This is a genomic window from Kordia sp. E, from assembly GCF_056033805.1.
In genome coordinates, this window is sequence record NZ_JBRASR010000004.1 from 37,914 (window position 1) to 63,086 (window position 25,173).

The window sequence follows — 25,173 nt, forward strand, 5'->3', positions numbered from 1 at the left end:
TCGAGAACAGCTTCATTTTTAAAGTGTTCTCGATATTTGAATGTCATTCCTGCGAAAGCTAGAATTTATCGAATCTTTTTTATTACTTTTTTACTTATTGAAATTCGTAAATCAGCAATTGACTTTGAATATTCATTGGTAGACCTAGTATTTTAGTTGAAGGTTCGTATAGTATATCACCAACACTTCTACCAACCGTTAAGATGTCTTCCACGTCTCCGTTCTTGCTGATTTTCATTATTTTACCTGTATTCCAAGCAGAGATTAAAAAGCTATCGTTATCGTATATTTGAACACCATCAAGGTTTCCGAGTGTATCTTTTGAAATTTTAGTAATTTCTTTCGTGTCCATGTTAAGTTTCAAAAAATGACCACTTTGTTTTTTAGCATCACCTTCTCCAACAACATTTCCCCAAGCAGCTACATACATGTAATTTCCAATATTTAGCAAACCATTTGGATGCTCTAACGCCTCTGAATTAAACCATTCAGAGAATTTCCCATCGTTGGTTAATGCAAATATGGACGACTCAGCTGTGTCTGAAACATAAACTGTTCCGTCTTTGGCAATTTCAACATCATTTAAAAACTTAGCTTTTTCATTAGTATGTTCATTAATTACTTTTCCAGTGTTTAAGTCTGCTTCTACTAAAATTTTAACATCACTTACGTATAATTTATCTCCAGTAATGGCAATTCCTTTCGGATCATTTAACCCTGCAATAAAGATAGAATCAATCAATTTTCCATCAGCAGCAACTTTAGCAATACTTCCATCGCCTTTTTCTCTATTTCCAATTAAAGAAGCATAGTACACATTCCTTTTCTTATCATACACAACTGATTCACAATGCGTAAATCCATTTATCTCATGTAATAATTTAGGAGTTAATTTTACTTCAGCAACTTCTTTTTCAGGCGTTTTCTCTGGTGTCTTCTTCTCTGTTTTACATGAAAAAAACAGACTTACTAATAGTATAGTTTTAAAAAGAGTTTTCATATTTCGGTTTTTATAATTTGTTACTAAAATACATATTCAAGCGCAATATTTGTGATTTAGTTTTAGTATTTTGCATTCATGAGAAGAACTATCCAACAATATTTATTATTTACATTAAAATCCATTGTTTTTTGGATTTTAGCTTTTAGTTTCATGATCATCATTCGTTATTTTGGAATTTTTGAAGAAAAAGGTGTAAGTATTCTTCCCAAGTATCAATTGCCATTGTTGGATTTGTTAACCTATGTAACTTTATCTTCAATTCCATTCGGAATTTTTTATGCTGCTGTTGAGTTTCTGTTTGATCGTTATTTGGCAAAAAGTCTTGCTATGGGCGTTGTTATTTTCACAAAAACCTTTATTTACTTAGTTACGCTCATCTTTTTAGTAAATGTAGTTGTAGAATATACTGGTCAGATATTAGATGTTGAATTGGTTGAAGGAAGTCATTGGTGGCGTACGAATAAAACGTTTTGGTCCATTGTAATTTACTTTGTTGTTGCTTCTTTAGTTTTTTCATTCATTAAAATTGCTAATGAAAAATTTGGTCCTGGAGTTTTTGTCAAAATGCTACTTGGAAGGTATCGTAAACCACAAGAAGAGAAACGAATTTTTATGTTTTTAGATTTAAAAGCTTCTACTACAATTGCCGAACAGTTAGGACATTACACATATAGTCAACTAATTCAAGATTGTTTTTATGATTTAAATACAATTGTCCGTAAATACGATGCAGAAATTTACCAATATGTTGGCGATGAAGCTGTTTTGAGTTGGAAATATTCTAAAGGAGTTAAGAAAAATAGAGCAATTAGGTTGTTTTTCGCTTTTCAAGAAAACATAAAAGCTAGAAGTAGTTATTACCAAGAAAAGTATGATTTAGTTCCACATTTTAAGGCTGGAATTCATGGTGGAACTTTAATGGTTACTGAAGTTGGTACTGTTAAAAAGGAAATTGCGTATCATGGTGATGTAATTAATACAACGGCAAGAATTCAATCAGAATGCAATACGTATAATGCAAATATTCTGATTTCTGAAGAATTACTTTCTGATATGAATCTTACCGAAATTTATAAAACGGAACGAATTGATAATTTATTATTGAAAGGAAAAGCCAAAACCGTCAATATTTTCAGCATTTCTAAGGAAAATTAATCCGTTTCTTCTAAAAAGAAGATTTCATTAATCGATTTGTCAAAAACCACACTCAATTTCAACGCCAATACCGTAGAAGGTACATACCGTGCTTTTTCAATAGAATTGATCGTTTGTCTGGAAACGCCTATTTTCTTTGCCAATTCGTCTTGTGTAATGTCTAAAATAGCACGTTCTATCTTGATTCTATTCTTCATTACAATCTCTTTTTTATCATGTAGAAAAATAATAAATACATTGTTAGTAGAAACCATAATACTTGAAAATCACCTAAATCAGACAATGGACTTTTATCTTTTTCAACAATTAATGAAGCTATATAGTTTATTAATGGTTGAATTAAAGTATATACAACACCTGCAATAAATGCCATAGAAAATGCTTGCCCGCGAACAGTACGAATCATTTCGTCTTCTACTTTCTCTTTTGAAATTGCAATCATTAATAAACCGACTAATACAACTCGTTTTAGTATAAATTTTAGTGTAATTGCAATTTCAATATCAAACAACTTTCGTGCAAACATGAAAAGAATTGATACAATAACTAATATGATTCCTATTTTTTTGAATGCATGTGGTAAGCCAAAATTTTTAAATTTTTCAAATCTCCTATTCTCTGCTTCGCAAAATGTTTCTTTCTCCATTATCTTATTATTTTAATTGACAAGTTTATTTTTCATTATGTCAAATATACTTTACATTTTGTAAAGCGCAAAAAAAATGAAGGATTTTAACAATTGTTTGGTAATTATGAAAAGTTAGTGAATTGGTAACCGAATATTTGTAGAAAGGAATATAATAGTCAATAAAATCAACTTGCTATAAAATTTAAGAGTGCATAAGAAACTACTCTTTCACAATAATCATGGTGGCTTTTACACCTGTAGTTAAGTTCCACTCGTTTGCAGAAATGAGTTCACCTTTATCGTCATAGACACGAAATTCGGCAGTATTTGGTCCAGATGAACCTTGGTTGAGTGCTTGAAATTGTATTTTATTGAAACCTTTAACTAAAGTGACATCAATCTTCTTATAAGCAGCTTCTAAGCGAATGTTTTCAGCAATTACAACATCATTTACATATACACGCACACGATCACCATCAACATATTCGTGATCTCTACATACAATTTCAACAAATTCGCCATTACTTCTATAGTCTCCTAAGTATTGTTCAATTTTATATTCTGGGCGAATATCTCTATCGTTTTTATTGAGTTTCTTTTCAAACTCTTTGTTACGTGTTGCGTATTGTTCTTGTCCTGTAAAGTATACTTCTTTTTCCTTTTTTAGAGAAGCTGGTTTCGATTTTGGTAACGTAATTAAACTTGTACGTTTTTTTGTCAACAGACTTGGTGTTTTAAACTCCATGAATCTGTCAGCTTTCTTTTTCTGAATTGGTGTTGGATCTTTTGGTTTTGGAAACGGTAATTTGATACGACCTTTGGTAATATCTATATCATTCGTTTTTGTTTTGGTCGTGTCTTTTTGAGCATACGCAGAAAACATCCCCAAAAGGATGAATAGTATTAATAATTGTATGTTTCTCTGTAATTTCTTGGCCAACACTAGTAGTTTCTTATCAATTGCAACTGTGTGTTACAATATTACGTTTTTTTTAATCACAAACTTAGCTGTTAACATACAATTATCATTCCAAGTTAAAGAATTTATAATATTACAAATAAAAACCTAATTATCAACATATTAACTCCAAGCAATTTCTGTTTGTTCTAAATGTATAATTTTCTTTAACCCTAAGTTGATATTTTTTCGTTTCCAAAAACCACTATTTGGATGATGCACTTGATATTCTACATCTATAACTCGTGATAGTTCTTGTGATATGATTCCTTTAAAAGCACGCGTACTTCCATTGATATAATAATCAAATTTGTGTTGTTTTAAATAGTTCATGAAATCATTTCTATATTTTAGATTGATCCAACCATAAAACCAGAAATTTAAACGAGTTTGATTGCTTCCTCTTTTTCCTAATAAGTAATGCAATGAAGTTTGATACGGAACTAATGTATAAAATGTAATTTCAAAGTTTGTGAGTTCAGTTTCTGAAATTTGCTGCATTAGTTGTATAAATCCAGCTTTGAAACTTTGAAAATAACCAACTAAGGGATTTGTAGCTCTGAATTCATTTTTATAGTCAAATTCATTTTTATCAGGAGCTTCTACAGTAAATAATACTTTTGTATACGAAATATTTTCTGTTGGTTCCAGTTGTGGTTTTCCGTTTTCAATCCAAAATGTCCAAGGTTTTACTAAATGTGGCATTCTAAAAAAGCGATCTTTTATAATGACAAAATCACCTTGCACATCAAAAAACTCTTCATTTTCAGTCTTAATTGACTGAAAATCTTCTACTTTAAGACTTGTAACACGTTTACTTTTTCTGTTATACACAGGAATCGTTTGAACTATTTTCATTTCGGGGAATACATTTTGAACTGCATATTTAAGTATTCTTTAGCAGACAGAAAATTATTTTTTTTAACAATCAATTTGTTAACTTCTTTTTGAGTGAATTGTAAAAGCTATAAAAGTAGAAAGAGAGCACGTAGCTCTCTTTCAGGTTTAGGGGGAATATGTTTGTACATGAATGTAATAACACTACAAAAGTATAAATTTTCTTACTTTAAAGAATATTAAAACGTTTAACGGAAGTATTTATATCGATGAAAAGTATGTTAAAATCGACGTAATGGACTACATGAAGAATTTTATAAATATTTCACAAAAAACGTCCTTAATATAAGTAAATTAAGGACGTCAGCTAGTCAACATGTTAAGCCTAATTGACCAGTATGTGGAAAAAATATTAACTAAACAGCAAATCTATGTTAAGCTTTTCCTATTTAAATATACAAAAAAAGAGCCCAATTGAAGTATTGAGCTCTTAAAAACTTGTGAAAGTTTTTGATAGTATTGCTGAGTTACAAACGTACTACTTTTTATTTTTTGTAGGAAATTATATTTATTTTAAATATTATTTTATACTTTAATTTGAAGTTAAATTCAGTAGCTGAGTGTTTTAGAAACTAATTATAATTTTATTGCCAAGAACAATTATATGAAAAAGTATAGTATTGCATTTGCATTTTTAATATGCGTATTAAGTTGTAAGAATGACTCAAAAACAACTGAAAGTACTGATAACACTGCGAAAGAAGAAAAGGTTGTAGATGGATATGTTATCAACGGAACTGCCAAAAAAGCGAATGGAAAGGAAATAGCACTATATGAAATTCATCCTAATGACAGTTTACATTTAATTACATCAACAACAATTGAGGATGATAAATTTAGGTTTACAGGAAAGATTGAAAAACTTGATTTTTATTTGGTTAGAATTAATCCTGAACGTGAATGCAAAATTTTATTATCAAACAGTAATCATGATGTTTTAATTTCAGATAAAATATTTGGACATGAAATTAGCAGCTCATCTTTTGCTTCCAAATCATATGGTTTGCTACATCATAAACTTAATCGATTTATTCAAGTTGAAGATTTATACAAAGAAATTCATAAAGATGCTACTGAAGAAAACGATGTAGCCGAGTTGCTAGGTTTAGATGAAGAACTTAATAAAATTGTAGCATTAAAAAGAGAAGTAATTACTAGTTTTGTTAAACACACTACTGAAAAACAACTGATTGCCTTGATTCTTAAAGACAATATTGATTTTTTAGATTTTGAAGTTATACAAGAACGTTTTAGCTCATTACCAACTGATATTAAAAATAATACTACTGGAAAGTTTATTGCTAATTATATTGAGGAGAAAGAACCTAAATTACCTGTTATTGTTGAAACTACTAAAAAAGACAAAGATGTTGTTGCTAAAAAGAAAGTTGAGTTTAGACCTGCAGCCTATGCGCTATCTGGGAAAACACATGAAGGTACAGAATTGTCTTTGGCAAGTATTTCTTCAGGTAAAGTAGTATTGATTGATTTTTGGGCAAGTTGGTGTCAACCATGTAGAGTGCAAAGTCCGCATATTGTTTCGTTGTATAAAAAATATAAAGATCGTGGTTTAGTTATTTTGAGTGTTTCTGAAGATACGAATGAAACCGCCTGGGTAAAAGCGATTGCAACCGATCATTTTACGTGGAATACACACATTATTGATAATAATAAATCGATTGCCTTTCGTTACGGAATTGAAGCCATTCCGCATACCGTTTTGATTGATAAGAATGGTAAAATAGCAGCTGAAAAACTTTCTGGCAATAGCTTAGAAGCTAAGATTAAACAGTTATTGAATGAATAATATAATTATTTATGATGGTATTTTCCTGTTTCCTCGCTTTCTAAAGATTTGATAATTATATAATCTTCATAAAAGATAAAACCTTTTGTACTACTTTTCAATAAAGCTTTGGGTTTTCCGTCAAAGTATATCGTATCATTTCTAAGTTCGTATGTTTTAAAATCTATAAGGTCACCTACATGATAACCGTCACCAAATTTCCACCAACCTACTTTTAAATCTTCATGATCTATCGCACATGATGTAAAAAAAGTGATTACAATTATATAAAAAAACCATTTTTTCATATGATAATTGCTATTTAGGAATCCAATCGATCCTTAACAAATTCAACTTGTTGTTTCCCGTGAGGCATTGCATTTCCGTCTGTATCTAAATTTACCATCACTATATTTTCTACAGTAATAATCGTTTCACGTGTCATTTTGTTTCGAACTTCACATTTTAAGGTAATGGAAGAACGTCCAAATTTTGTGACTTCTAAACCTATTTCAACAATATCACCTTTTTTAGCAGAACTTTTAAAGTCAATTTCAGACATATACTTCGTAACTACTTTAGGGTTTTCAAGCTGAATTACAGTGTATAATGCCGCTTCTTCATCAATCCAAGCTAGTAATCGTCCTCCAAATAAAGTTCCATTAGGATTTAAGTCTTCGGGTTTAACCCATTTACGTGTGTGGAATCTCATATATTATTTTTTGTAAAAATACGCTTTCCTTCACTCCTATTTGAATGTTTAGAATAGAGTTTATCAATAAAGATTTTAGTTATTTCTATAGTACAATTTTAAAACAACGTTTGTGGTTTTTCCGGCTTTACAATTGTTTTTGGAACGGTTAGATTGGTTCCAAATCTTTTATTTAATTTTTTGATGAAGTATGCTGATAATAATGGAGATTCAACTTCCAAATTTTGATGAATAAAAAAGTGTATGTTTTGTAAACCGTAATTTGTCCATTGTTCCAAACGATCAACCCAATCATCCAAACGTGAATAATCGCTTTCATGATTAGCGCCAACATAGCGAATAAACGCTTCGTTATTTGTCATTCGCATGTGCATAATATCGCGTCTTCCGGCAGTATCAACCAATACGTTTGCAATATTATTTTCTTGTAATACATGATACAATTCATTGGCTACTTTTTCATCATTATACCAATCTGTATGTCTGAACTCCATTGATAACGGAACTTCTTTTGGCCAGAATTCGGCAAATTGAACAACTCTATCAAAATCTTTTGGCGAGAAATTAGAATGCATTTGTAAAAAAATAGTGCCGAGTTTTTCTTTTAAATGTGTTGCATTATAAATATATAAATCAACCAAAGCTTCTGTAGCTTGTAAACGTTTCCAATGACTGATTTCTTGTGTTATTTTTGGAAAAAACTTGAAATTTTCTGGTGTTTTATCACGCCATTTTTCAAATTGTGCAGCCGGAAACATTCTGTAAAATGTAGCGTTTAACTCTATTGAGTTAAATTGAGAAGCATAATATTTCAATTCATCTTTTGTACCGCGTGGATAAAATCCTTTTAAATCTTGTTTATTCCATTTTGCACAACCAACATATATAGAAGGTTTTCCATCATTTTTATACGATTGTAATACAACTTCTGTTTCTGGATGATTTTCTGGTAAGGTAAAGTCTATAATTTCTGGATTGGGTACTTTTCCAAATTGCATGCGTTTCTTTTTTGGACTATAAAAATACGAATTTCCAATATTAAATAAGATTAGAAACTATTTTAAATCTTGTTAATAAGTACGTTAACAAGTTGTTCATAACCTGTTCATTACCAAGGTAATTATTTTTAATTTTAATAAAACTTATTGTCATGAATGATAGAGAAAACGATTTGGTCAAAGCAAGACCACACATTTCCCCAAAGTCAATTTCAACAAATATGTCCAATGACGAACGCTTTCAAAATGTAACCTTACGTCCCGTAATTAAGCTTCAAAGTCCTTTATTAATTGCTTCTTTTCGCAATTATATAAAGAAACACAAAAACGTATTTCACGGGTTATCTAACGAAAAAAGGTTGTTATATATTGAAAACGCCATTCAAAGAGACATGAAATTCAGAAACTCTTTGAAAGGAATGATTATTGGGCAATTTACATTAGAAGAATATCATCTATATATTGAAAATTCGTCTTCATTAAATAAGCGTATGATGAACATAGTGACCGAACGCTTGAAAGATCATATCCTACTTTTTGAAAAAGATGTTATGTTTAGCGCAGTTATCTAAAAAAAGTACAAAACACTGAATAATAGAACATTACACTCAATTTGTAATCTTTTTTTCATATATTTAATAGTAATTTAAACCTATTAAACCATGAAAAAAAGAAATTTAAACAACTTAAAGTTAAAGAAACAAACCATTTCTAACTTAGACAGAAGAATTAATGGAGGTGTACTTCCTACATTAGGAATCATTTGTACAATTTATTCATATTTTCAATGTGATGATATTATACATACTTCCAAAGATCACGACGGAATAAAGTGCGATATAGCTACTGTAAACGATAGCTGTCTAACGCTATGTGATGACAAATGCAACGATTTTTAATCAATTAAAGAAACACCGTTTAAATCGGTAGTTAGCACTTCGCTCATGTAATTAAAAAATGGGCGAATTGCTTTAAATGCTTTGTCTGCCTTTTTCATAAAATCAGGAGAAGTAACTTCTTTGTCCGTAAGTTTTTTAGTAAAAATAAATTGTTTCTTTTTAATTAGATCAATAGCTGCGTGTTCTTTACTAAATCCTTTAGGCGCCGTTTTTACTTCATCTCCTTCAAATCCTCCCCAAATATCTTTGAATGATTTCTTATTGGTAATCTTTCTAATTTCAGTAGCATCCATTTCAAATTCTTTACGAATTCTTAATAAATCATCTTTGTTTGGTTCCCAGAAACCTGTAGCTAAAAATGACTCATTATTTGGTGCTATATGGAGGTAATAACCACCTCTAAGTTCTGGTTTTAATCTATTAAAACTGCCTCCAAAGTGTGTTTTGTATGGTGTTTTATCTTTTGAAAAACGTACATCACGATAAATTCGAAAAACTTTTACTTTATCAATTTTATCATGTTTATTGAGTTCTTCTGATAATTGATTGTAAAATTGTTTTACTTCTTTCTCAATTTCTTTAAATTCATTTTTATTTTCAGTAAACCATTCTCTGTTATTATTTTCACTAAGTCTCTTTAAGAAAGAAAAGGTTTCGCGAGGGATTGTTTCGTGCATTATTTAGTTTTTTACTAAATTACAAAATAGTTTGAAGTAAAAAAATAAAAGCGAACAGGTGAACGCTCGCTTTTAGAAATAATAGTTATTTGTACTTTATGGAATTGTATCCGTATGATGACAAGGGTAATTTGATGGACAATCAATTGTGTCATCACAACCATAAGCAAGCGACAACGCTATACATATTATACCAAATGTCATTGCTTCTCCACCTTTTATTTTTTGGGAGTCTAAATTGGAAATTGTTTCACGCTTTAGCAACAAGGTTTTCAATTTTCGTTTTTTCATATTCTAAAGTTTTATAATTAATACAAACCAAGAATACGTTACATAAATGATCCATAAAAGAAGCATACATGCGTATTTATAAATTAACACGCCAAATAGAATACTTATATTCTATGGAACAGAAGTACAGTTTGATCCTTTTGTACAATGAAGTCTATGAAAGTGTTTCTGAGTTAAATAAGGCTAAACGATGTGTCCAATAGTAGCTTTCCTCCCATCTTTTTTCCAATTCGTAATGTGCAATTAATTTCTGTAAATAGGCGCGAAAAGCATTTTCTACCACATATCTATACGTTTCTAATGCTTCTCCTTTACCGTTTAGAAAATCTGCTACAGCATGTCCACCATAAAAACCTGAAGCTAGTGCTGACGTAATTCCAAAAGAAGAAATCGGGTCGTACGAATACGCAGCGTCTCCAACTGCAAGCCAATTTTTCCCAAAAGGAATTTGTAAACAACTCGTTCCTGCTGGCATTATTTTATATGCATCAATTGTAATATTTTGAATAACTTCAGAAAGATGTATTGTCTGTTGTAATTCGTTTTGAAGAAATGTTTCTATCTTTTCCTTAGCGGGAAGTAACGTTTTGAGCGTAAAAAACATCATTGTTACTTCATTTTCTTTGAATGGCGCCACGTACCACCAACCATTTTTAGTAGCTTCTACAATGATTTCATGTGAAATTTCATCAGCTAACTTCACATTAAATGTAATGGCAAATTGAGTATCTAAGCTTTCTTTTTGAATGTCTAAATGTCTACAAACCGACGCTTTTCTTCCTGTAGCGTCAATTATAAATTGACTTTTTAGTGTAATCGTTTCTGAATCATTTTCAATAGTTGTAAGCACTTCATTATCAGTTGAAACTACTTTTTTGAGCTTGTAACCTTTATAAAACCTATTATTTGTAGTTTGATATAAATCTTGTAATTGTGTTTCAAAGTATAATCGATCTAACAAATATCCAGCACCTAAACGATCTGAAATAAATTCTTTTTGTTCTAGTTGATCACTTCCCCAACAACTTTTATTTCCGTAATATACTTTGTGTCTATCGTTTTCTACTAATGATAAAATTCCTAGTTGTTTGAGTAATGGTTTTGCATTTGGAGGAATGGCTTCTCCCGATTTCCGTACAGGTGTTTCATGTGCTTCCACTACACAACAACGAATTCCTTTTGCATGCAACGTAATAGCGGTGGCGATTCCTGCAGGACCGCCACCAACTATAAGTACTTGGTAATGTGAGTTTGATTCAAATTTCATTCTACTAAAATTTTCTAAATACCTTTGCTTTTAAAATAGTCTAAATCAATTATTATTTTCATTTTCTTTGTTCGCCCAAAGAAAAGAAACAAAAGAAACGGCTCTTTTCCAGAGGTTTTTCTAGTTTTCATTTTATAAAAAACTAGAAACGCACGAACTTTTCTAAATTTTTTCCAAGGATTCAAAAATTTTAAACGAAAAATTCTCGCTAAACTTCGGAAAAGATAAAACCATTTTTAAACTTACATTAGAACTAAGTTAATATGTATGTTTATCTTTCTCCACGAGAAAGCTTTCTTCTTTTACGCTTGCTATCTGATGAATGAGAAGCTGCTTTTGCTGACTTTAATACATTTTTGGTTAATAACCCAACTGTATCTGGAGTTGCTTTTTTAGCTTTAGTTTCTAATCCGTCTGTAATAGTTTCTGCGCGAACAACTTGTGCAAACGTAGGATCGTCTTCTCCAAATTTACGTCCTGTTTCTTTCCAAACTGTATCTGGTAAGAAACCATCTTTGTTATTCTCAGCCTTATCTTCTGTTTTAGCAATAATTCCAAGTTCGTGCCATTCAGAAATCATATGATTTATTTTTTTCTGATATACAGAACCTAAATCACGTAACCAATCTTGACGATAATCAAAATGTTTTAAACGTTGCGCTATATTTAGATTTCCAGCTTTAATACTACGTTCGTAACTATCTTCACTTAATACTTGATTTGGTACACGTGCTGCCCAAAACGATGGTAATGGCAAGTATAACGTAAGATCGTATCCTGATAAGCAACTTGCTTCATCTGTTTGCCAAGGAACGCCTAACCAACGTGTTAATGCTCCTGGTCCACTTTTTGACAATGGTCCATCTTTATCGTTATATTTTACTTTCCCTAAAGCGATAGACGGCGATAATAATGGTCCAAAATCCAAATCAGTTGGTTCACCTTCATCAACCACATTTAAACGATATGGTTTTTTCCACATTTCTTTCACTCTCATTGGCCAAGTCAATTCAATTCCTGGGTGAAATGGTCCACCCAAACATTCTTCCATTGGTGCTTGGTTCAATGCATTTATTTGTTCAGAAACTGACAATTCCTCAAAAGGAACATATTTTTGAGGTTTTCCAGTTTTAAATTCTCCTGCTGCCCATTTCTCTAAGCGTCCATATTGTATACGTGTAATTGGCAAGTCAACAATAGCAATCTTTTCATATTCACCAAAACCATCTCCATAGAATGGCGGCACTTTTTCTGGTGCATATTCGTTAGATGTTGGATCTCTAAACCATTCAAATACACGTTTTCTTAATGCTTCATTTTTACTAGAAGGATCTGATAGTTTCGCTATGAATTCTGGATTTGAAAAGTCAGATGGAGAATTCTTTCCAAATAACATAAAAAATCCTGAGTTTACCCATTGCGTATCTGTCATACGTGCTAACATTGGGTAAATGTGTTCGTAAAATACAACTCCGTTTTTTGCCGAATCTGGATAGTTCATTTCTCGAATAAATAAATCTTGTACAACATCATTCATTGTAACAACTCCATATAATCCAGGTCCAAAATTTGGTGGCGTTACCGCAACATTTGCAGGTTCGGCTTGAAATTCTTTTCCGTCAATATTTACTGTTGCACGAACTACACCGTCGCATGTATCATCATGCCAACCTTCATTGTTTGCAAAAGTTATTGCAGGTTCGTTATCTTTTGAAGCAGAATCTCCATCGCCTCCAAAAAATAGCAAACGTCCATCTTCATCCGTTTCTACATGACCTAGTTTTACTTTTTTACCGAAAAATTCACCATCATCAAAGTTATATTTTTTCCCTTTTGTATTTTTTCCAGTAATCGCAACAGGACTTGGCAAAATAGCCAATTGACTTCTGTCTGAAACACTAGAATTTCGGTATGCAGAAGGAATTCCGGCTTCTGGTATATCTAAGGCATTGTTAAACATGTACCAAGCCGATTTTACATTCGCAACTTGCAAACGCCAATGAATACTATTCTCTTTTGTATCTGTAATTTCACCTAATGGCTTGCCATTTTTATCAAACGCATAGATTCTAAAACGTGCAACTTGCTTTTTTACACGTCCTTTTTTGTCTTTGTAGCCACCTTTTGGTGTCAATTCTACACCTGGAATATCTGGCGCAAAGAAATGTTTTTTTGAGTTTCCAATACGTGCAATTCCGATTGGAGGATAAATTGCAACGCTACTAATTTCGTTTGTGTTCATAGGTTTATATGGTTGGTTATATAATCGTTTTTCGTGTTCTAAAATGATTTAATGGATCTTCTGAATAGCACTTTTTTACTTTTATTAAATCGTCATAGTTATCACCAAAGTAGGTTTTTGTTGGAATAGATGCATCTTTGAAGCTTATAAACGAGCCTCCAGAATTTTCTATTTTATAATCACGACATACTTGCATCCAGTCTAATGCTCTGTTGGTTCTATTGTATACTGTATTGTCTTGTTCCTGTTCTTTTTGAAGTAATTCAGTATTCCACCATGTTTGATATTGAATTGTGTATGATTTGTCTTTGTAAGGAAACGCACTTCTTTGCTTTGCTTCATCAGACATGTTATCATAAAATTCTCCTGAGATAGCTCCTAAAGTAATATAGCTAAATAAACCATATTTTCGATTGTCATCTAAAATTAATTTAGACGTTAAAGAACTTATAAGTTGATTTGAGCCTGTATCTCCCAATCCATTTTCGTCAGCAAAACGAGATGTGATTTTGTGTGGAGCTGGTGCATCTAAATCTGGTGGTAATGGTTTTTTTGTTGATGAAAGTTCAAATGTATTATTTGAAGTCATGTCCATTTCACTGTTATTAGCAACAGCATTTCCTATTTTATAAATTCTATCATAGGTTTCCTCATGTGTTTTTACAGTGGGATTTGCATCATTTTCTGCCATCATATCTAATTCTTCAAATCGAATACTTCTACTAATAGCACTGTAAGAAACTCTGTCCCACTCACTCATTAGTCCGTCATCAGCATAGTCTAAGCGTTGCCCACCTTTACCAATAATACGTAATTCTTCAGGCAATACATTTGCATATGATGTTTTTACAAAAGCGATTAAACTTTCTTCAGATCCACTCCAATATCCGTACATAATACAGTTATGAATTTCATTTTCTGGATCAAATTTTTCTGGATCACCTTGCAAATGCTTTCCTGAAACTTTCAAGTTTGTTCCAATAAGTTGATCATTTGTGAAATTATCATTCGCTGAAACTTCAATTTTGTTCATTATGACATTTTCCCAAGCTTGTAATACAGTTTTTGTTCGTTTGTTTCCAGTCAGTAAAGTCGGGTCATTTTTTTCGTATGGATTCCATTCCAATTCAAACTTGATCAATTTTTTAGGCAATGGAAATACTTTTAGTTGTAATTCCGTGACAATTCCGTAACTCATTCCTCCGCCACCTTTTAGTGCCCACAATAAATCTTTTTCATTACTGTTTTCAGCTTGAAGCTTTACAACTTCTCCATTTCCTAGCACAATTGTTGCTCCAACCAATCCTTCGCAGTTCATTCCATGTTTACGTGTCCATGGTCCCCAACCACCGCCGAATGTAAATCCTGCAAGCCCAACAGTGGCACAAGTTCCATGCGGAATCATTACATCATTAAAGGCTAGTTGTGGTGTTAGATCCTTGAAACGAATTCCTGGTCCAATGCGCGCATATTTTTTATTATGACTTACAACAACATGTTTGATTCGTGTCATATCTATTAAAATCACATCTGTTCCACTACATTCTGCTTCATGATCATGTCCGCCAGATCGTACTCTGATTGGTAAATTATTCGCTATTGCATCTTTGTAGACACGTTGCACATCTTCTGTAGATTCGCAATAAATGATTGCAAAAGGTTTTAGTTGAAATCTACGATTGAATACTTGACTCGATTTGTTGTATTCTATTTGATCTATTATATTTCCCTCTGGTGTTTGTATTTGATCACATTTTAGATGTCCACGCAATCCGTTTAGGAAGTTGTATACGTTTCGCATGTTGACAACCACCATATTTTCACCAATGACTAATTCGGCTTTAGCCAATAAAGGCAGATTTTCCTTAATTGCTAAATCGTCTACTAAGTCTTTTTCTGAAGTTGCAGTAATTACTGTATTGAATCTGTTTAGATTTTTATGAATTATTATTGTTGTGCTTCCACTTCTATTTTCATAGCAAAATTCACGATTGATTACCGAAAACAAACCACTTGTTAAGAAAATAATTTCTTCTTCTTCAACAGCGATTGTTCTTGGAATATGATTTGGATATTCGTCAGCGTTTTTTAAATAAAGCGTTTCAAATGACGTGTTTTGTATTTTCAAGGTGACTGACAATCCAAAATTATCTGGAAATATCTTATCTAACTCTTCTTCTATTAGATTCAATATTTTGATGAGTCCGTCGGCTCCTGTAATATCTTCGTTTTCCCTTATTTTGGCTACTTCATTTTCGAGTAATGCCTTATTCCATATGGCTACTTGACTTATATTTCCTTTAAAGAAATTTGCTTCAGATGTTCCTCCAATTGAAAATGTATTCAACTTCTCAGAAATTACGAACTCTTCAGAACTGTTTTCAATTTTTAAATCTAAATCATTGATGTATAGATATAGAAATGTATCCGTTTTTACAACTGTTATGTGATACCATTCGTTATCAATTACAGAAATATTAGTTGCTGTTATGGTTTGTGTTTTTTCTTCAGAGATTACTGAAAAGGTAATATTTCCTTGTGCATTTATATGTAAAGAAAACGAAGTTTCATTCGTATGTTTTGATAGAATTTCTCCTGATTTTTCTGTTTGTATCCAGCATTGAAGGGAAAAGTCAGAAGATTGAAAGTTTGTATTGGAGAATTCATTATTTGTAAGGTTTGAATTCCCATTGAAATTAAATGTATAACTCATTTTTTTAGGTTTGGATTGAGGTTATTTTTAGAATTGTAAAATAAAATGAATTTGTAAGGTAAACAATACGTGAATGTACCTGATTTTGTTATGTACACTAAAGTCAATTTATCTAAAAAATGGTTGTACATTGCACGCTCAAACAGAAATGAGGTTTTACATAGAGATTGTCATTTCACAAACAATTTTTATGTCATTCAAATCATTAGGATTATCTGATGCGTTACTACGTGCCATCAGTAAAAAAGGGTATACAACGCCTTCTCCCATTCAAGCAAAAGCAATTCCCTTAGTTTTAGAACGAAAAGATGTATTAGCATCAGCACAAACAGGAACAGGAAAAACAGCAGGTTTTACCTTGCCAATGCTACATATATTATCACAAGAACAACCTTTACGCAGAAGACCAATTAGAGCATTGATTTTAACGCCTACGCGTGAATTAGCAGCTCAAATTTATGCCAATGTAAAAGAATATAGTGCGTTTTTAGACATCAGATCTACCGTAATTTTTGGTGGTGTTAATGCAAAACCACAGATAGCAACCTTACGAAATGGAGTTGATATTTTAGTAGCGACACCAGGAAGGTTACTCGATTTACAAAGTCAAGGAGCATTATCATTGGCTAAAGTTGAGATTTTAGTTTTGGATGAAGCCGATAGAATGTTGGATATGGGATTTTTGCGTGATATTAAACGTGTAATTGTTCTCGTTCCAAAACGACGTCAGAATTTATTGTTTTCGGCAACTTTTTCGAAAGATATTAAGAAGTTAGCGCAAAGTATTTTAAACAATCCAGTTTCGGTTGAAGCAACTCCTGAGAATACAACTGCTGAGAAAGTAAATCAGAAAGTTTATAGAGTTGATAAGCCTAAAAAAACAGCGTTATTGATCAAATTAATTTCAGATGGTAATTGGAGTCAAGTTTTGGTGTTTACACGCACAAAACATGGCGCTAACCGATTGACAAAGAAGTTAATTGCTAAGAGTATTAGTGCGGCAGCTATTCATGGAAATAAAACTCAGAATGCACGTACCAAAGCTTTACAAGGTTTTAAGAAAGGAACGATTCGTATTTTAGTTGCTACAGATATTGCTGCACGTGGTTTGGACATTCCATTATTACCGCATGTAATTAATTACGAATTGCCAAATGTCCCGGAAGATTATGTACACAGAATTGGTCGTACAGGTAGAGCTGGTGCTAGCGGAGAAGCAATTTCATTAGTTTCTGCTGAAGAGTATGAATATGCGCGAGGAATTGAAAAGTTGCTAGGTGAAAAGCTTGAATCGGAAGAGATTGAAGGTTTTGAAGCAGATCCAAATTATACGCCACCACCAAAGCAAGAACGTCCACAACGCTCTAAAAAGAAGTCAAACTCATCATCGAGAGGCAATTTTGGCGGAAGCCAAAATAATAGAAATAATAATAGTAATTCTTCAAATTCTAATTCTAGAAATAGTAAAAACAAAAATTCACGTTCGCGTGGAAGAAGACGTGATTAGGGTTTTAGGAAGAAATAATTTTAAATTTAAAACTTAGCGTTAACCGTTTATAATTTCAAGATGTTTTAAACTGATATAACTACACAGTAAAAACCTGTACTTCATTTACTTATATATAATCCACTGTTGTATTGTTTCGTATAAGCTATAATCTTATCTAATAAAATTTCATTCAAACTCTTCATAGTTATAGGTAAAGGTTTATCGGATTTCACTTTTTTAAAGTTAGTATTTCATTTATTTGATACACATTAACTTTAAGACTTTACCATTATGAAAAAGAGAAGTTGTAAGTATCTCAATACTTAACAAAAAGTCAATTTTAAAGTTATAAACCTAAAGCGAACTTCGGTTCGCTTTATTTTTCTGTATTAACAAACTTGCTATAGGAACAAAAAAAGCTCGCAGCATATTACGAGCTTTTTGTATTATTTGAGACGGGAATGAATTAATTCTTCACAATCTTAATAGTTTCAGTATTATTGACTCTTAAGAAGTACATTCCTTTTGATAGTTTTTCAACTTTAATTTGTTGATTATTAGATAGATTTCCTTCTTGAACTAATACTCCATTTATGTTATAAATCGTATACTTACTATCTTTTGAAATACCTGAAAGTGTAACGACATCATTTACTGGGTTTGGATAGCTTTGCAATTTTATGTTTGCGTTTTCAAATAAACCAACTGTATTGCTTGCAGTTCTTGATACATAATCATATTCATGACAACCAATATCTCGATTTGCGCCTCTTGTTGTGCCTAGAATATCATGAGTTACATAAGAATAATGTGTAACATCTAGTGGATCAACATAAGAACTATTTAAAGAATTTAAAGATGCTGCCGTTAGTTTGTAAATTTCATTTGTAATATCATAACTAAGGTTTGGATTTAAGTCACTATTAGGTGCTGTAGGCGTTGTTGGAAGTGTCCAACCTGCTGTTATGTCATTATCCGTGGAAATCGAATAAAATACATTTGCATTAAAGTGATTTGCACTGAAATCTGTTTCATCTATACTTCCTAAAGTTGAGTCGTATTCATTATCCATCACAACATATCTGATTGAGTTTGGAAGACTTAAATTAGCAAAAATATTATTTTCGATTCTACAATTTAGAGGCATTTCATAATAATGTGCTGCGGATTTTCTAAAATAAATAAGTGGTATACAATTTACAATTGTATTAAAAGCAAAATCTAAATTTTCTACCCTTACATAATTACTAGTTTCAGTATTTCCCCCATACAAATCAAGTACATAAAAATTTAGATTTTCGAAATGATTATTATAAATTTTATGATCTATTCCAGATAAAGCAACACCTCCTTGATATCCGTGACTATTACTCCCCACAAATTTATTATTATTGATAGTAACTTCATTTCCACATCGTATTCGTAAGCTACCTATACATCCTAAAAATTTATTATTAGAAAAAGTGTTTTTTGATGATTTATTTGAAATAATCTCAAAATAAGGAAACTTATTATAATTATATTCTTTAAAGGTGTTGTTATCTACCAAAATATTCATTTTTCCACTACCAATAGTAGTTCCTCCACAATTTCCTAACTTTATCATTGAAGATGCTATCAATTGATATTTTTTTCCAAAAATATTATGTGAAATTTCCCCTCCAACATTAACAACATCAGATGGTGGGGAGAAATCAATCATATGATGAGGACTGTATTTATTTGAAAATTCATTATCTATAATCCTAAAGTTTATTTCATGAGTATACTTTATATAAGATCTTCTATCATTATATAAAGATGAACTATCAATTATATCCTCGTGTTCAATCTCGCTCATTATATTTCCTGAAAAAACATTGTCAATTCCTTGCGTTAAAACTGAAGGCGCTGTATACAAAAGATAATCTCCTCTACTATATTTATTTTTGAATGTACATCCACTTATAGTAGAATTAACTACGCTTGTTAAATTAATAAATCGTTTTGACCCTGTAATTTGATCTAATCTGTAATCGTCTTCAAAAAAATGAGTTCCAGAAATAGTAGCTCCAGAAATAGTTTCAATAGCTGATGATTGTAATACTACATAGCTTCCTCCACTATATTTATTCTGAAAAAAACTATTGCTAATCGTGTTATCAACTCCTCCATTCATTCTAACATAGTAACCTGCTGTAGTACTATAATTATCAGGCAATTCTAAAAACCTACTATTTGTTAATATGATATCATGACTTCCTGGTCCAAAATCTATCACTCCGCTAACATTTCCATAGGTTGTTCGAAGAAATTGAAAGCCATCTATTGTTAGATTGTTCGAATTATTAAGTTTCCAAGCGACATCTCCTTTTAGTATAACGCCATCAGCAGTTTGCGCTTGAATTTTGCAAGGACATCCTCCATCTATATTAATATTCCTATTCAAGATTGCTACCGCAGAAGATTCATATGTTCCATTTGCTAAAATAACTGTACTTGATGCAGCAGCAGAATTTAATTCCATTAGATCAATTTCGGCATTCAAGTCTGCAATATTATATACCGTAATTGGTGATTTAGTTTTGCATTGCGCATTTACCATTGCTTGAAATCCCACAAACAATAGCATGCATAGGTACATTTTTTTCATAAATAAAGGTTTTAATTAATGTTTACCTAAAAATATAATTTATGTAGTTGAAATCAAAAGAATGTAGGTTAAGAAATCTGTCTTTGCAGTTAATTATTTCACAAATCTTTAAACGTCATTTTATTCAACATTAAACCTGAAGCTGGCGCAATGTAACTGACTTCTAGTGTAGAGCCTGGCAAGAGTGAACGTTTGATAAAGTCTAAATCAAGTTCGTGTTTTCCTAGTAGAATTAATGTGCCCATCATCATGCGAATTTGATGACGCTTGAATCCTGCACCTTGTACACGTAGTACATAGCTTTTTTCTGGAAAGAAACTTGCTGTATGAATATTATTTTCAACAATTTCACATAATTCGATTTCGCCTTCTAAAACCGTATGTTCTGTAGGTTTATAACAGTATGTTTTGAGATAATGATTTCCTTCAAATAGCTTTGCTCCTTTTTTCATTAATTCTACATCTAAATCACCTAAAACATTTGTCATATAAGGTGCCGCAAACGGATGATATTTTTCGCCAAATGCAAATAGATATATGTATTCTTTAATTTTCGGATGCTGAATGATGTTGAATTTTTCATTCGTTTCTGTAATCGCTAACGCGCGAATATCTTGTGGTAAATTTTGATTGAAGAGTGGAAGAAACTCAGGAATATCAAGTGTTTCATTGTCTAAGAATAATTCAATTGCAATTTCATTAGCAGATACTTTTGCATCTGTACGTCCCGAAGCTAATAACTTGAAATTTTTATGCCCAAATACATACGCTAATGTTCGTTCCGTCATACGTTGAACTGTATTTACATCAGGTTGTTTTTGCCAACCGTGATAACGAAATCCTAAGTATTGTAAGGTGATGAGATAGTAATAGCGTTTTCTTCTCAATGGTTTTTGTTTTTGGGTTTTGGTCTTGGGTCTTGGGTCTTGGGTCTTGGGTCTTGGGTCTTGGGTCTTGGGTCTTGGGTCTTGGGTCTTGGGTCTTGGGTCTTAAAAAATACTTTTACACTTTGAATTCTTTAAGTTGCTTTGAGTAAAATTAGGCTTAAGCCAAATATAACAATAGGAATTATCCAAAGTTTCCAAACTTCAGTAACGGTAGTTTTTTCTTTTATTGCTCTATTTTTAATTTGCAGCATACGTTTTCCATTGTAAAATAAAGCATTGAATATATACAATACAATTCCTGCTAAAGCCACATAAAATATAGGTGTATATATTTCATAGAAACGTAAAAAACTACTATTGGTTGCTTTGACTAAAACAATACATATTACAAATAGTATACTAAGCTGAACCGCTGTAATATATAACGTTGCTAGCGAAATTACTTTTGTATGTTTTCGCTTTTTTGATTGTGCTTTGTAACTTAGAATTGCTTTATAAAATAGTTGTTCGAACATAGTTTTGTACTAAAGACAATGCAATAATACTTCAAAATTTAGTAAAAGGGGAATTTATTGTTAGTTTATGAGTTTATTTTCAACTCAATTCTATGTAAAAATCTACGAGTTATTAAACACCTTTCCTTTATACGATCTTGATAACGGGATCTCAATATTTGGAACGAGCGTAATTGTAGTACTCGTATGTGATTTGATAAAGTTTTTATTAATGATGTATGATCGATGTACTTTTACGAAGTTTGGAGGAAGCATTTTCATAACAGAAGACAGTTTATTTCTATCAACAATATTTTTACCATTCACATGAAATTCAACATAATTTCGATCAGCTTTTAAGTATTTAATCTCATCCAAATACAGCGTAGTTTTATTATTCAAAATAATATTTTTCCGTGCAACTTTTTCAGCTATTATATGTTTTTCTTCTTCTATAATAGTGACCAATTCTCTGTATTTTTTATTTCTATTAAGCACTATAAATACAGAAACAGATAAAAGTAAAACGATCAATAAGACAATGAAAAAATTCGTTTGTGTAAAAGATAAAGAATCGAAAAGTTGTTGATTTTCAGCTTGTAATTGATTTCGTTCGTCCTTAAAATGCAATATTTCAGTTAAAGCCTTTTTTTGATTATTGATAATCTGTTTACTAGTTGCATTCGTATATGCTTTATATTTACGTTCATTATCTAAATCAAACCCTGTATAATAGGCGCTTAATGTATGGTACGTTGTGTAGATATAATCTAAATATTGAGCAGTATCAACTTGTTTTAAATTCAATTCCAATTGTTCTGCATAATGCTTTGCCGAATCCTTTTGCTTAGTTTTAATTGCATAATCTAATAAATAGTTATTCGCGTTTAAAGCTACAAAAGGACGTTGCGTTTGATATGCATAAAACTTGAATTTTGATACGTGTTTTCTATAATCTTCTAAATTATTAGTTGTCTTAGCAATTTCAGATAGATGTTCATATTTCGAAAATACAATCCGAGTATCTTCGGTATCTGAGATACTTAGTAGAATAGCTTTACTTTTAGCATAACTGCGATCATGAATGTAAAATTTAGCTAAGTACAGTTGCGAAAAAGGATGCCAATGTAATAAACCGTTTTCCAGTAAATACGTATCTAAGGCAAGTCCTTTTTTGATAAGTGGCGCAATCTCATCAGAAGTAATAGGACGCGGTAATAATTGATAAGATAAATCGAGTTCTGTAATTCTTGAAGCTGCAATTTCAATACTATCACCTGTTTTTACAGCGATCTCAACTTCCATTTGATTATATGTAACTGCCTTTCCTAACTCTTTTTTATTTCTATAAAGTAATGCAATTCTACCAATAGCTTCAGTAGCAATCGCATAGTTTTTTGCAGCATACGCTTCTTCATACACTCGATGGAAATCAGTTAAAATACTATCCGCTGGAAGATTTGTAAAACGGAGTTTATTTTTGCTCTGTTGTAATTCCAATTTTAAAGATAAAGGATCTCTATATGCAATGTTGTTTTTATTGATTAATAAAGTAGCACGATCATAAAGTTCAAAAATAAGCGTAGAATCATTTTGATAAGCAGCTTGGTCAATTTCACAGATTAATGCATTCAGTTTTAAGAAAGGACTGCTTGATTGTTCAGCATATTTTTTTATAGAATCTAAATATTGTAACCGAAGTATCACATTATTTTCTGCAACTGCTTGTTCATAAAGTTTTGTGTAATGCGAACTTCTCAAGGAATCGTTTACTTCTAGATTTTGCCCATACAGTTTGGGTATTCCTATCAAAAAGAAAAGAAAGAAAAAATAATGAATATAGTTAGTTTGTCGATTCACGTAGTTATGTGTTGATCTAGCTAAGATAGATACTTTACTAAAAATAGAGCCAACACTTGTTCCTAATATTAGCTCTATTATGTTATTATTCATTAATTTATGATCAATTTCAGTACAGCATTTCTGTTTTCAGAACGTATATGAACAAAATACAATCCTTGTGCAAAATTGTTGATATTTAGGTGCATTACATCTGTTTGATTGTGTTTCAGTGTTTTTACAAGATTCCCATTTAAGTTATAAAGTGAAACGTTAACGTCTTTTAAAAATGTTTTAAACTTTAATGTTGTTGTTTCTGAAGCAGGATTTGGGTTTAAAATTATTTGTGATGCAAATGATACTTCTTGAATGTTTAATATACTTGGATTTTGAAAAACGCGTACATGACCAGAATTAGATCCATTTCCACCATTTTGATTGGCTCCTGAAGCTAATATGCCTCCATTATTACTAATACTTACTGAACGACCAAATGTATCACCTGACGTTTCAGCATCAATATCACTATGTGCTTGTGTCCAAGTTCCTCCAATGTTTTCAAACACACGAACATGACCTGAACTTAATCCTAAACCGCCTCCATCATTGGCAACAGCGCCTATAACTACGATAGTTCCATCATTATTTAAACTTACGGAACTACCTGCACGATCTCCACTATTTTCTCCATCAATATCAGTCCCAACCTGAGTCCAAGTTCCTCCAGTATTTTCAAAAACACGCACATATCCTCTCTGACTATTGTGTAGGAAAGCTCCAATAGCAAGTGTAGTTCCTGTTCCATTTATGCTTACAGCGTTTCCTGATCGATCACCAGCAGTTTCTCCATCAATATCAGTCCCTACCTGAGACCAAGCTCCTCCACTATTTTGATACACTCTTACATGTCCTGTAAAACTGTTATTACCAAAAGCTCCAATAGCAACAATATCTCCAGCATCATTTAGACTAACGGAATTACCAGAAAAGTCATTTGCAGCTTCTCCATCAATATCACTTCCAATTTGTGTCCAGTTTCCGCCAACGTTTTCAAATACACGAACATGGCCAGAAAAAGCTCCATTACCTCCATTTTGATGAGCTCCTGCAGCCAGGATAGTGCCAGAAGCATTTAGACTTATAGATTCTCCAAAAAAATCTCCTGAGGCTTCTCCATCAATATCACTTCCAATTTGTGTCCAAGTGCCTCCAATATTTTCAAAGACTCTAACATGTCCAGCTTGTGATCCAGTGCCATCATTTCTATTAGCTCCTGCTGCAATGATAGTACCAGCATCATTTATAGCTACAGAAAACCCAAAACGATCATCAGCGGATTCTCCATCTATATCGTTTCCAATTTGCGTCCAGCTTCCTCCAATATTTTCAAAGACGCGTACATGACCAGACAAAGATCCATTACCGTCATTTCCAATAGCTCCAATCGCAACAATATTTCCATTGGCACTAATCGCCACAGCTCCTCCACTTTCGTCAAAAGAAGATTCTCCATCAATGTCACTTGCTATTTGAGTGAATTGCGCAGACATCAAAAATGGTAAGCATAAGAAGTATAAAAAAAAGTAAAGTTTTAGTTTCATTTTAT

23 protein-coding genes are annotated in these 25,173 nt (G+C 31.8%); 5 read left to right on the top strand and 18 right to left on the bottom strand.

What is annotated here, in order from left to right; genetic code table 11:
• Positions 1-94 precede the first annotated feature (94 nt).
• Positions 95-1,000, bottom strand: a complete 906-nt coding sequence (locus ACUUYC_RS19630) for an SMP-30/gluconolactonase/LRE family protein (protein ID WP_474268578.1) — start codon at positions 998-1,000, stop codon at positions 95-97.
• 78 nt (positions 1,001-1,078) lie between these two features.
• On the opposite strand from ACUUYC_RS19630, the gene ACUUYC_RS19635 reads away from it, so the two are divergent.
• Entirely contained in the window at positions 1,079-2,158 is a 1,080-nt protein-coding gene (locus ACUUYC_RS19635; RefSeq protein ID WP_474268580.1) for an adenylate/guanylate cyclase domain-containing protein, read from the top strand.
• On the opposite strand, the gene ACUUYC_RS19640 is transcribed toward ACUUYC_RS19635, so the two are convergent.
• The 4 genes from ACUUYC_RS19640 to ACUUYC_RS19655 all read right to left on the bottom strand — a co-directional run bounded on the left by ACUUYC_RS19640 (position 2,155) and on the right by ACUUYC_RS19655 (position 4,602).
• Positions 2,155-2,355 carry a helix-turn-helix transcriptional regulator gene (locus tag ACUUYC_RS19640; RefSeq protein ID WP_474268583.1) on the bottom strand — a complete coding sequence of 67 codons (201 nt, stop codon included), beginning with the start codon at positions 2,353-2,355 and terminating at the stop codon, positions 2,155-2,157. The genes ACUUYC_RS19635 and ACUUYC_RS19640 overlap by 4 nt on opposite strands.
• Positions 2,355-2,804, bottom strand: a complete 450-nt coding sequence (locus ACUUYC_RS19645) for a hypothetical protein (protein WP_474268585.1) — start codon at positions 2,802-2,804, stop codon at positions 2,355-2,357. Before ACUUYC_RS19645 ends, ACUUYC_RS19640 begins: the two co-directional genes overlap by 1 nt.
• Before the next feature lie 202 nt (positions 2,805-3,006).
• The gene (locus ACUUYC_RS19650) at positions 3,007-3,726 is read right to left on the bottom strand and encodes a hypothetical protein (protein WP_474268586.1); all 720 of its coding nucleotides are present in this window, start codon (positions 3,724-3,726) and stop codon (positions 3,007-3,009) included.
• Positions 3,727-3,867: 141 nt separating this feature from the next.
• Positions 3,868-4,602 (bottom strand): hypothetical protein, encoded by a 735-nt coding sequence (locus tag ACUUYC_RS19655; RefSeq protein ID WP_474268588.1) that lies wholly within the window; start codon positions 4,600-4,602, stop codon positions 3,868-3,870.
• A 643-nt stretch (positions 4,603-5,245) separates the two neighbouring features.
• Between ACUUYC_RS19655 and ACUUYC_RS19660 the strand changes: the two genes are divergently transcribed.
• On the top strand, positions 5,246-6,448 hold the full coding sequence (locus ACUUYC_RS19660) for a redoxin domain-containing protein (protein ID WP_474268590.1): 1,203 nt from the start codon (positions 5,246-5,248) through the stop codon (positions 6,446-6,448).
• A gap of 5 nt (positions 6,449-6,453) precedes the next feature.
• Here ACUUYC_RS19660 and ACUUYC_RS19665 read toward each other — a convergent pair whose 3' ends face one another.
• From ACUUYC_RS19665 to ACUUYC_RS19675, 3 genes are all read right to left on the bottom strand, one after another.
• The gene (locus ACUUYC_RS19665; protein WP_474268592.1) at positions 6,454-6,735 is read right to left on the bottom strand and encodes a hypothetical protein; all 282 of its coding nucleotides are present in this window, start codon (positions 6,733-6,735) and stop codon (positions 6,454-6,456) included.
• 14 nt (positions 6,736-6,749) lie between these two features.
• Complete coding sequence (locus ACUUYC_RS19670) at positions 6,750-7,139, bottom strand: acyl-CoA thioesterase (protein WP_474268594.1); 390 nt, start codon at positions 7,137-7,139, stop codon at positions 6,750-6,752.
• A 98-nt stretch (positions 7,140-7,237) separates the two neighbouring features.
• Entirely contained in the window at positions 7,238-8,137 is a 900-nt protein-coding gene (locus ACUUYC_RS19675) for a DUF72 domain-containing protein (RefSeq protein WP_474268596.1), read from the bottom strand.
• 152 nt (positions 8,138-8,289) lie between these two features.
• Between ACUUYC_RS19675 and ACUUYC_RS19680 the strand changes: the two genes are divergently transcribed.
• Positions 8,290-8,709 carry a glyoxalase gene (locus ACUUYC_RS19680; RefSeq protein WP_474268598.1) on the top strand — a complete coding sequence of 140 codons (420 nt, stop codon included), beginning with the start codon at positions 8,290-8,292 and terminating at the stop codon, positions 8,707-8,709.
• A gap of 90 nt (positions 8,710-8,799) precedes the next feature.
• A complete protein-coding gene (locus ACUUYC_RS19685) occupies positions 8,800-9,036 on the top strand; it encodes a hypothetical protein (protein WP_474268599.1) in 237 nt (78 codons plus the stop codon).
• Here ACUUYC_RS19685 and ACUUYC_RS19690 read toward each other — a convergent pair.
• From ACUUYC_RS19690 to ACUUYC_RS19710, 5 genes are all read right to left on the bottom strand, one after another.
• Entirely contained in the window at positions 9,033-9,713 is a 681-nt protein-coding gene (locus ACUUYC_RS19690; protein WP_474268601.1) for a DUF2461 domain-containing protein, read from the bottom strand. The genes ACUUYC_RS19685 and ACUUYC_RS19690 overlap by 4 nt on opposite strands.
• A gap of 96 nt (positions 9,714-9,809) precedes the next feature.
• A complete protein-coding gene (locus ACUUYC_RS19695; RefSeq protein WP_474268603.1) occupies positions 9,810-10,004 on the bottom strand; it encodes a hypothetical protein in 195 nt (64 codons plus the stop codon).
• A 154-nt stretch (positions 10,005-10,158) separates the two neighbouring features.
• Positions 10,159-11,271 (bottom strand): NAD(P)/FAD-dependent oxidoreductase, encoded by a 1,113-nt coding sequence (locus tag ACUUYC_RS19700; protein WP_474268605.1) that lies wholly within the window; start codon positions 11,269-11,271, stop codon positions 10,159-10,161.
• Positions 11,272-11,542: 271 nt separating this feature from the next.
• Positions 11,543-13,513 carry a LodA/GoxA family CTQ-dependent oxidase gene (locus ACUUYC_RS19705; protein ID WP_474268607.1) on the bottom strand — a complete coding sequence of 657 codons (1,971 nt, stop codon included), beginning with the start codon at positions 13,511-13,513 and terminating at the stop codon, positions 11,543-11,545.
• A gap of 16 nt (positions 13,514-13,529) precedes the next feature.
• Entirely contained in the window at positions 13,530-16,226 is a 2,697-nt protein-coding gene (locus tag ACUUYC_RS19710) for an FAD-binding protein (protein WP_474268609.1), read from the bottom strand.
• Between the two features lie 190 nt (positions 16,227-16,416).
• Here ACUUYC_RS19710 and ACUUYC_RS19715 point away from each other — a divergent pair, with 190 nt between their 5' ends.
• Positions 16,417-17,733 (top strand): DEAD/DEAH box helicase, encoded by a 1,317-nt coding sequence (locus tag ACUUYC_RS19715; RefSeq protein ID WP_474268610.1) that lies wholly within the window; start codon positions 16,417-16,419, stop codon positions 17,731-17,733.
• A gap of 448 nt (positions 17,734-18,181) precedes the next feature.
• Here the strand turns inward: ACUUYC_RS19715 and ACUUYC_RS19720 are convergent, their stop codons facing one another.
• The 5 genes from ACUUYC_RS19720 to ACUUYC_RS19740 all read right to left on the bottom strand — a co-directional run bounded on the left by ACUUYC_RS19720 (position 18,182) and on the right by ACUUYC_RS19740 (position 25,168).
• On the bottom strand, positions 18,182-20,347 hold the full coding sequence (locus tag ACUUYC_RS19720) for a chondroitinase-B domain-containing protein (RefSeq protein ID WP_474268611.1): 2,166 nt from the start codon (positions 20,345-20,347) through the stop codon (positions 18,182-18,184).
• Positions 20,348-20,445: 98 nt separating this feature from the next.
• Positions 20,446-21,234 (bottom strand): tRNA pseudouridine synthase A, encoded by a 789-nt coding sequence (locus tag ACUUYC_RS19725; protein WP_474268612.1) that lies wholly within the window; start codon positions 21,232-21,234, stop codon positions 20,446-20,448.
• 131 nt (positions 21,235-21,365) lie between these two features.
• A complete protein-coding gene (locus tag ACUUYC_RS19730; protein ID WP_474268613.1) occupies positions 21,366-21,749 on the bottom strand; it encodes a hypothetical protein in 384 nt (127 codons plus the stop codon).
• Positions 21,750-21,851: 102 nt separating this feature from the next.
• Positions 21,852-23,681: a LytR/AlgR family response regulator transcription factor gene (locus ACUUYC_RS19735; RefSeq protein WP_474268614.1), complete on the bottom strand. Its 1,830-nt coding sequence runs from the start codon at positions 23,679-23,681 to the stop codon at positions 21,852-21,854.
• A complete protein-coding gene (locus tag ACUUYC_RS19740; RefSeq protein ID WP_474268615.1) occupies positions 23,681-25,168 on the bottom strand; it encodes a T9SS type A sorting domain-containing protein in 1,488 nt (495 codons plus the stop codon). Before ACUUYC_RS19740 ends, ACUUYC_RS19735 begins: the two co-directional genes overlap by 1 nt.
• Positions 25,169-25,173: the final 5 nt, after the last annotated feature.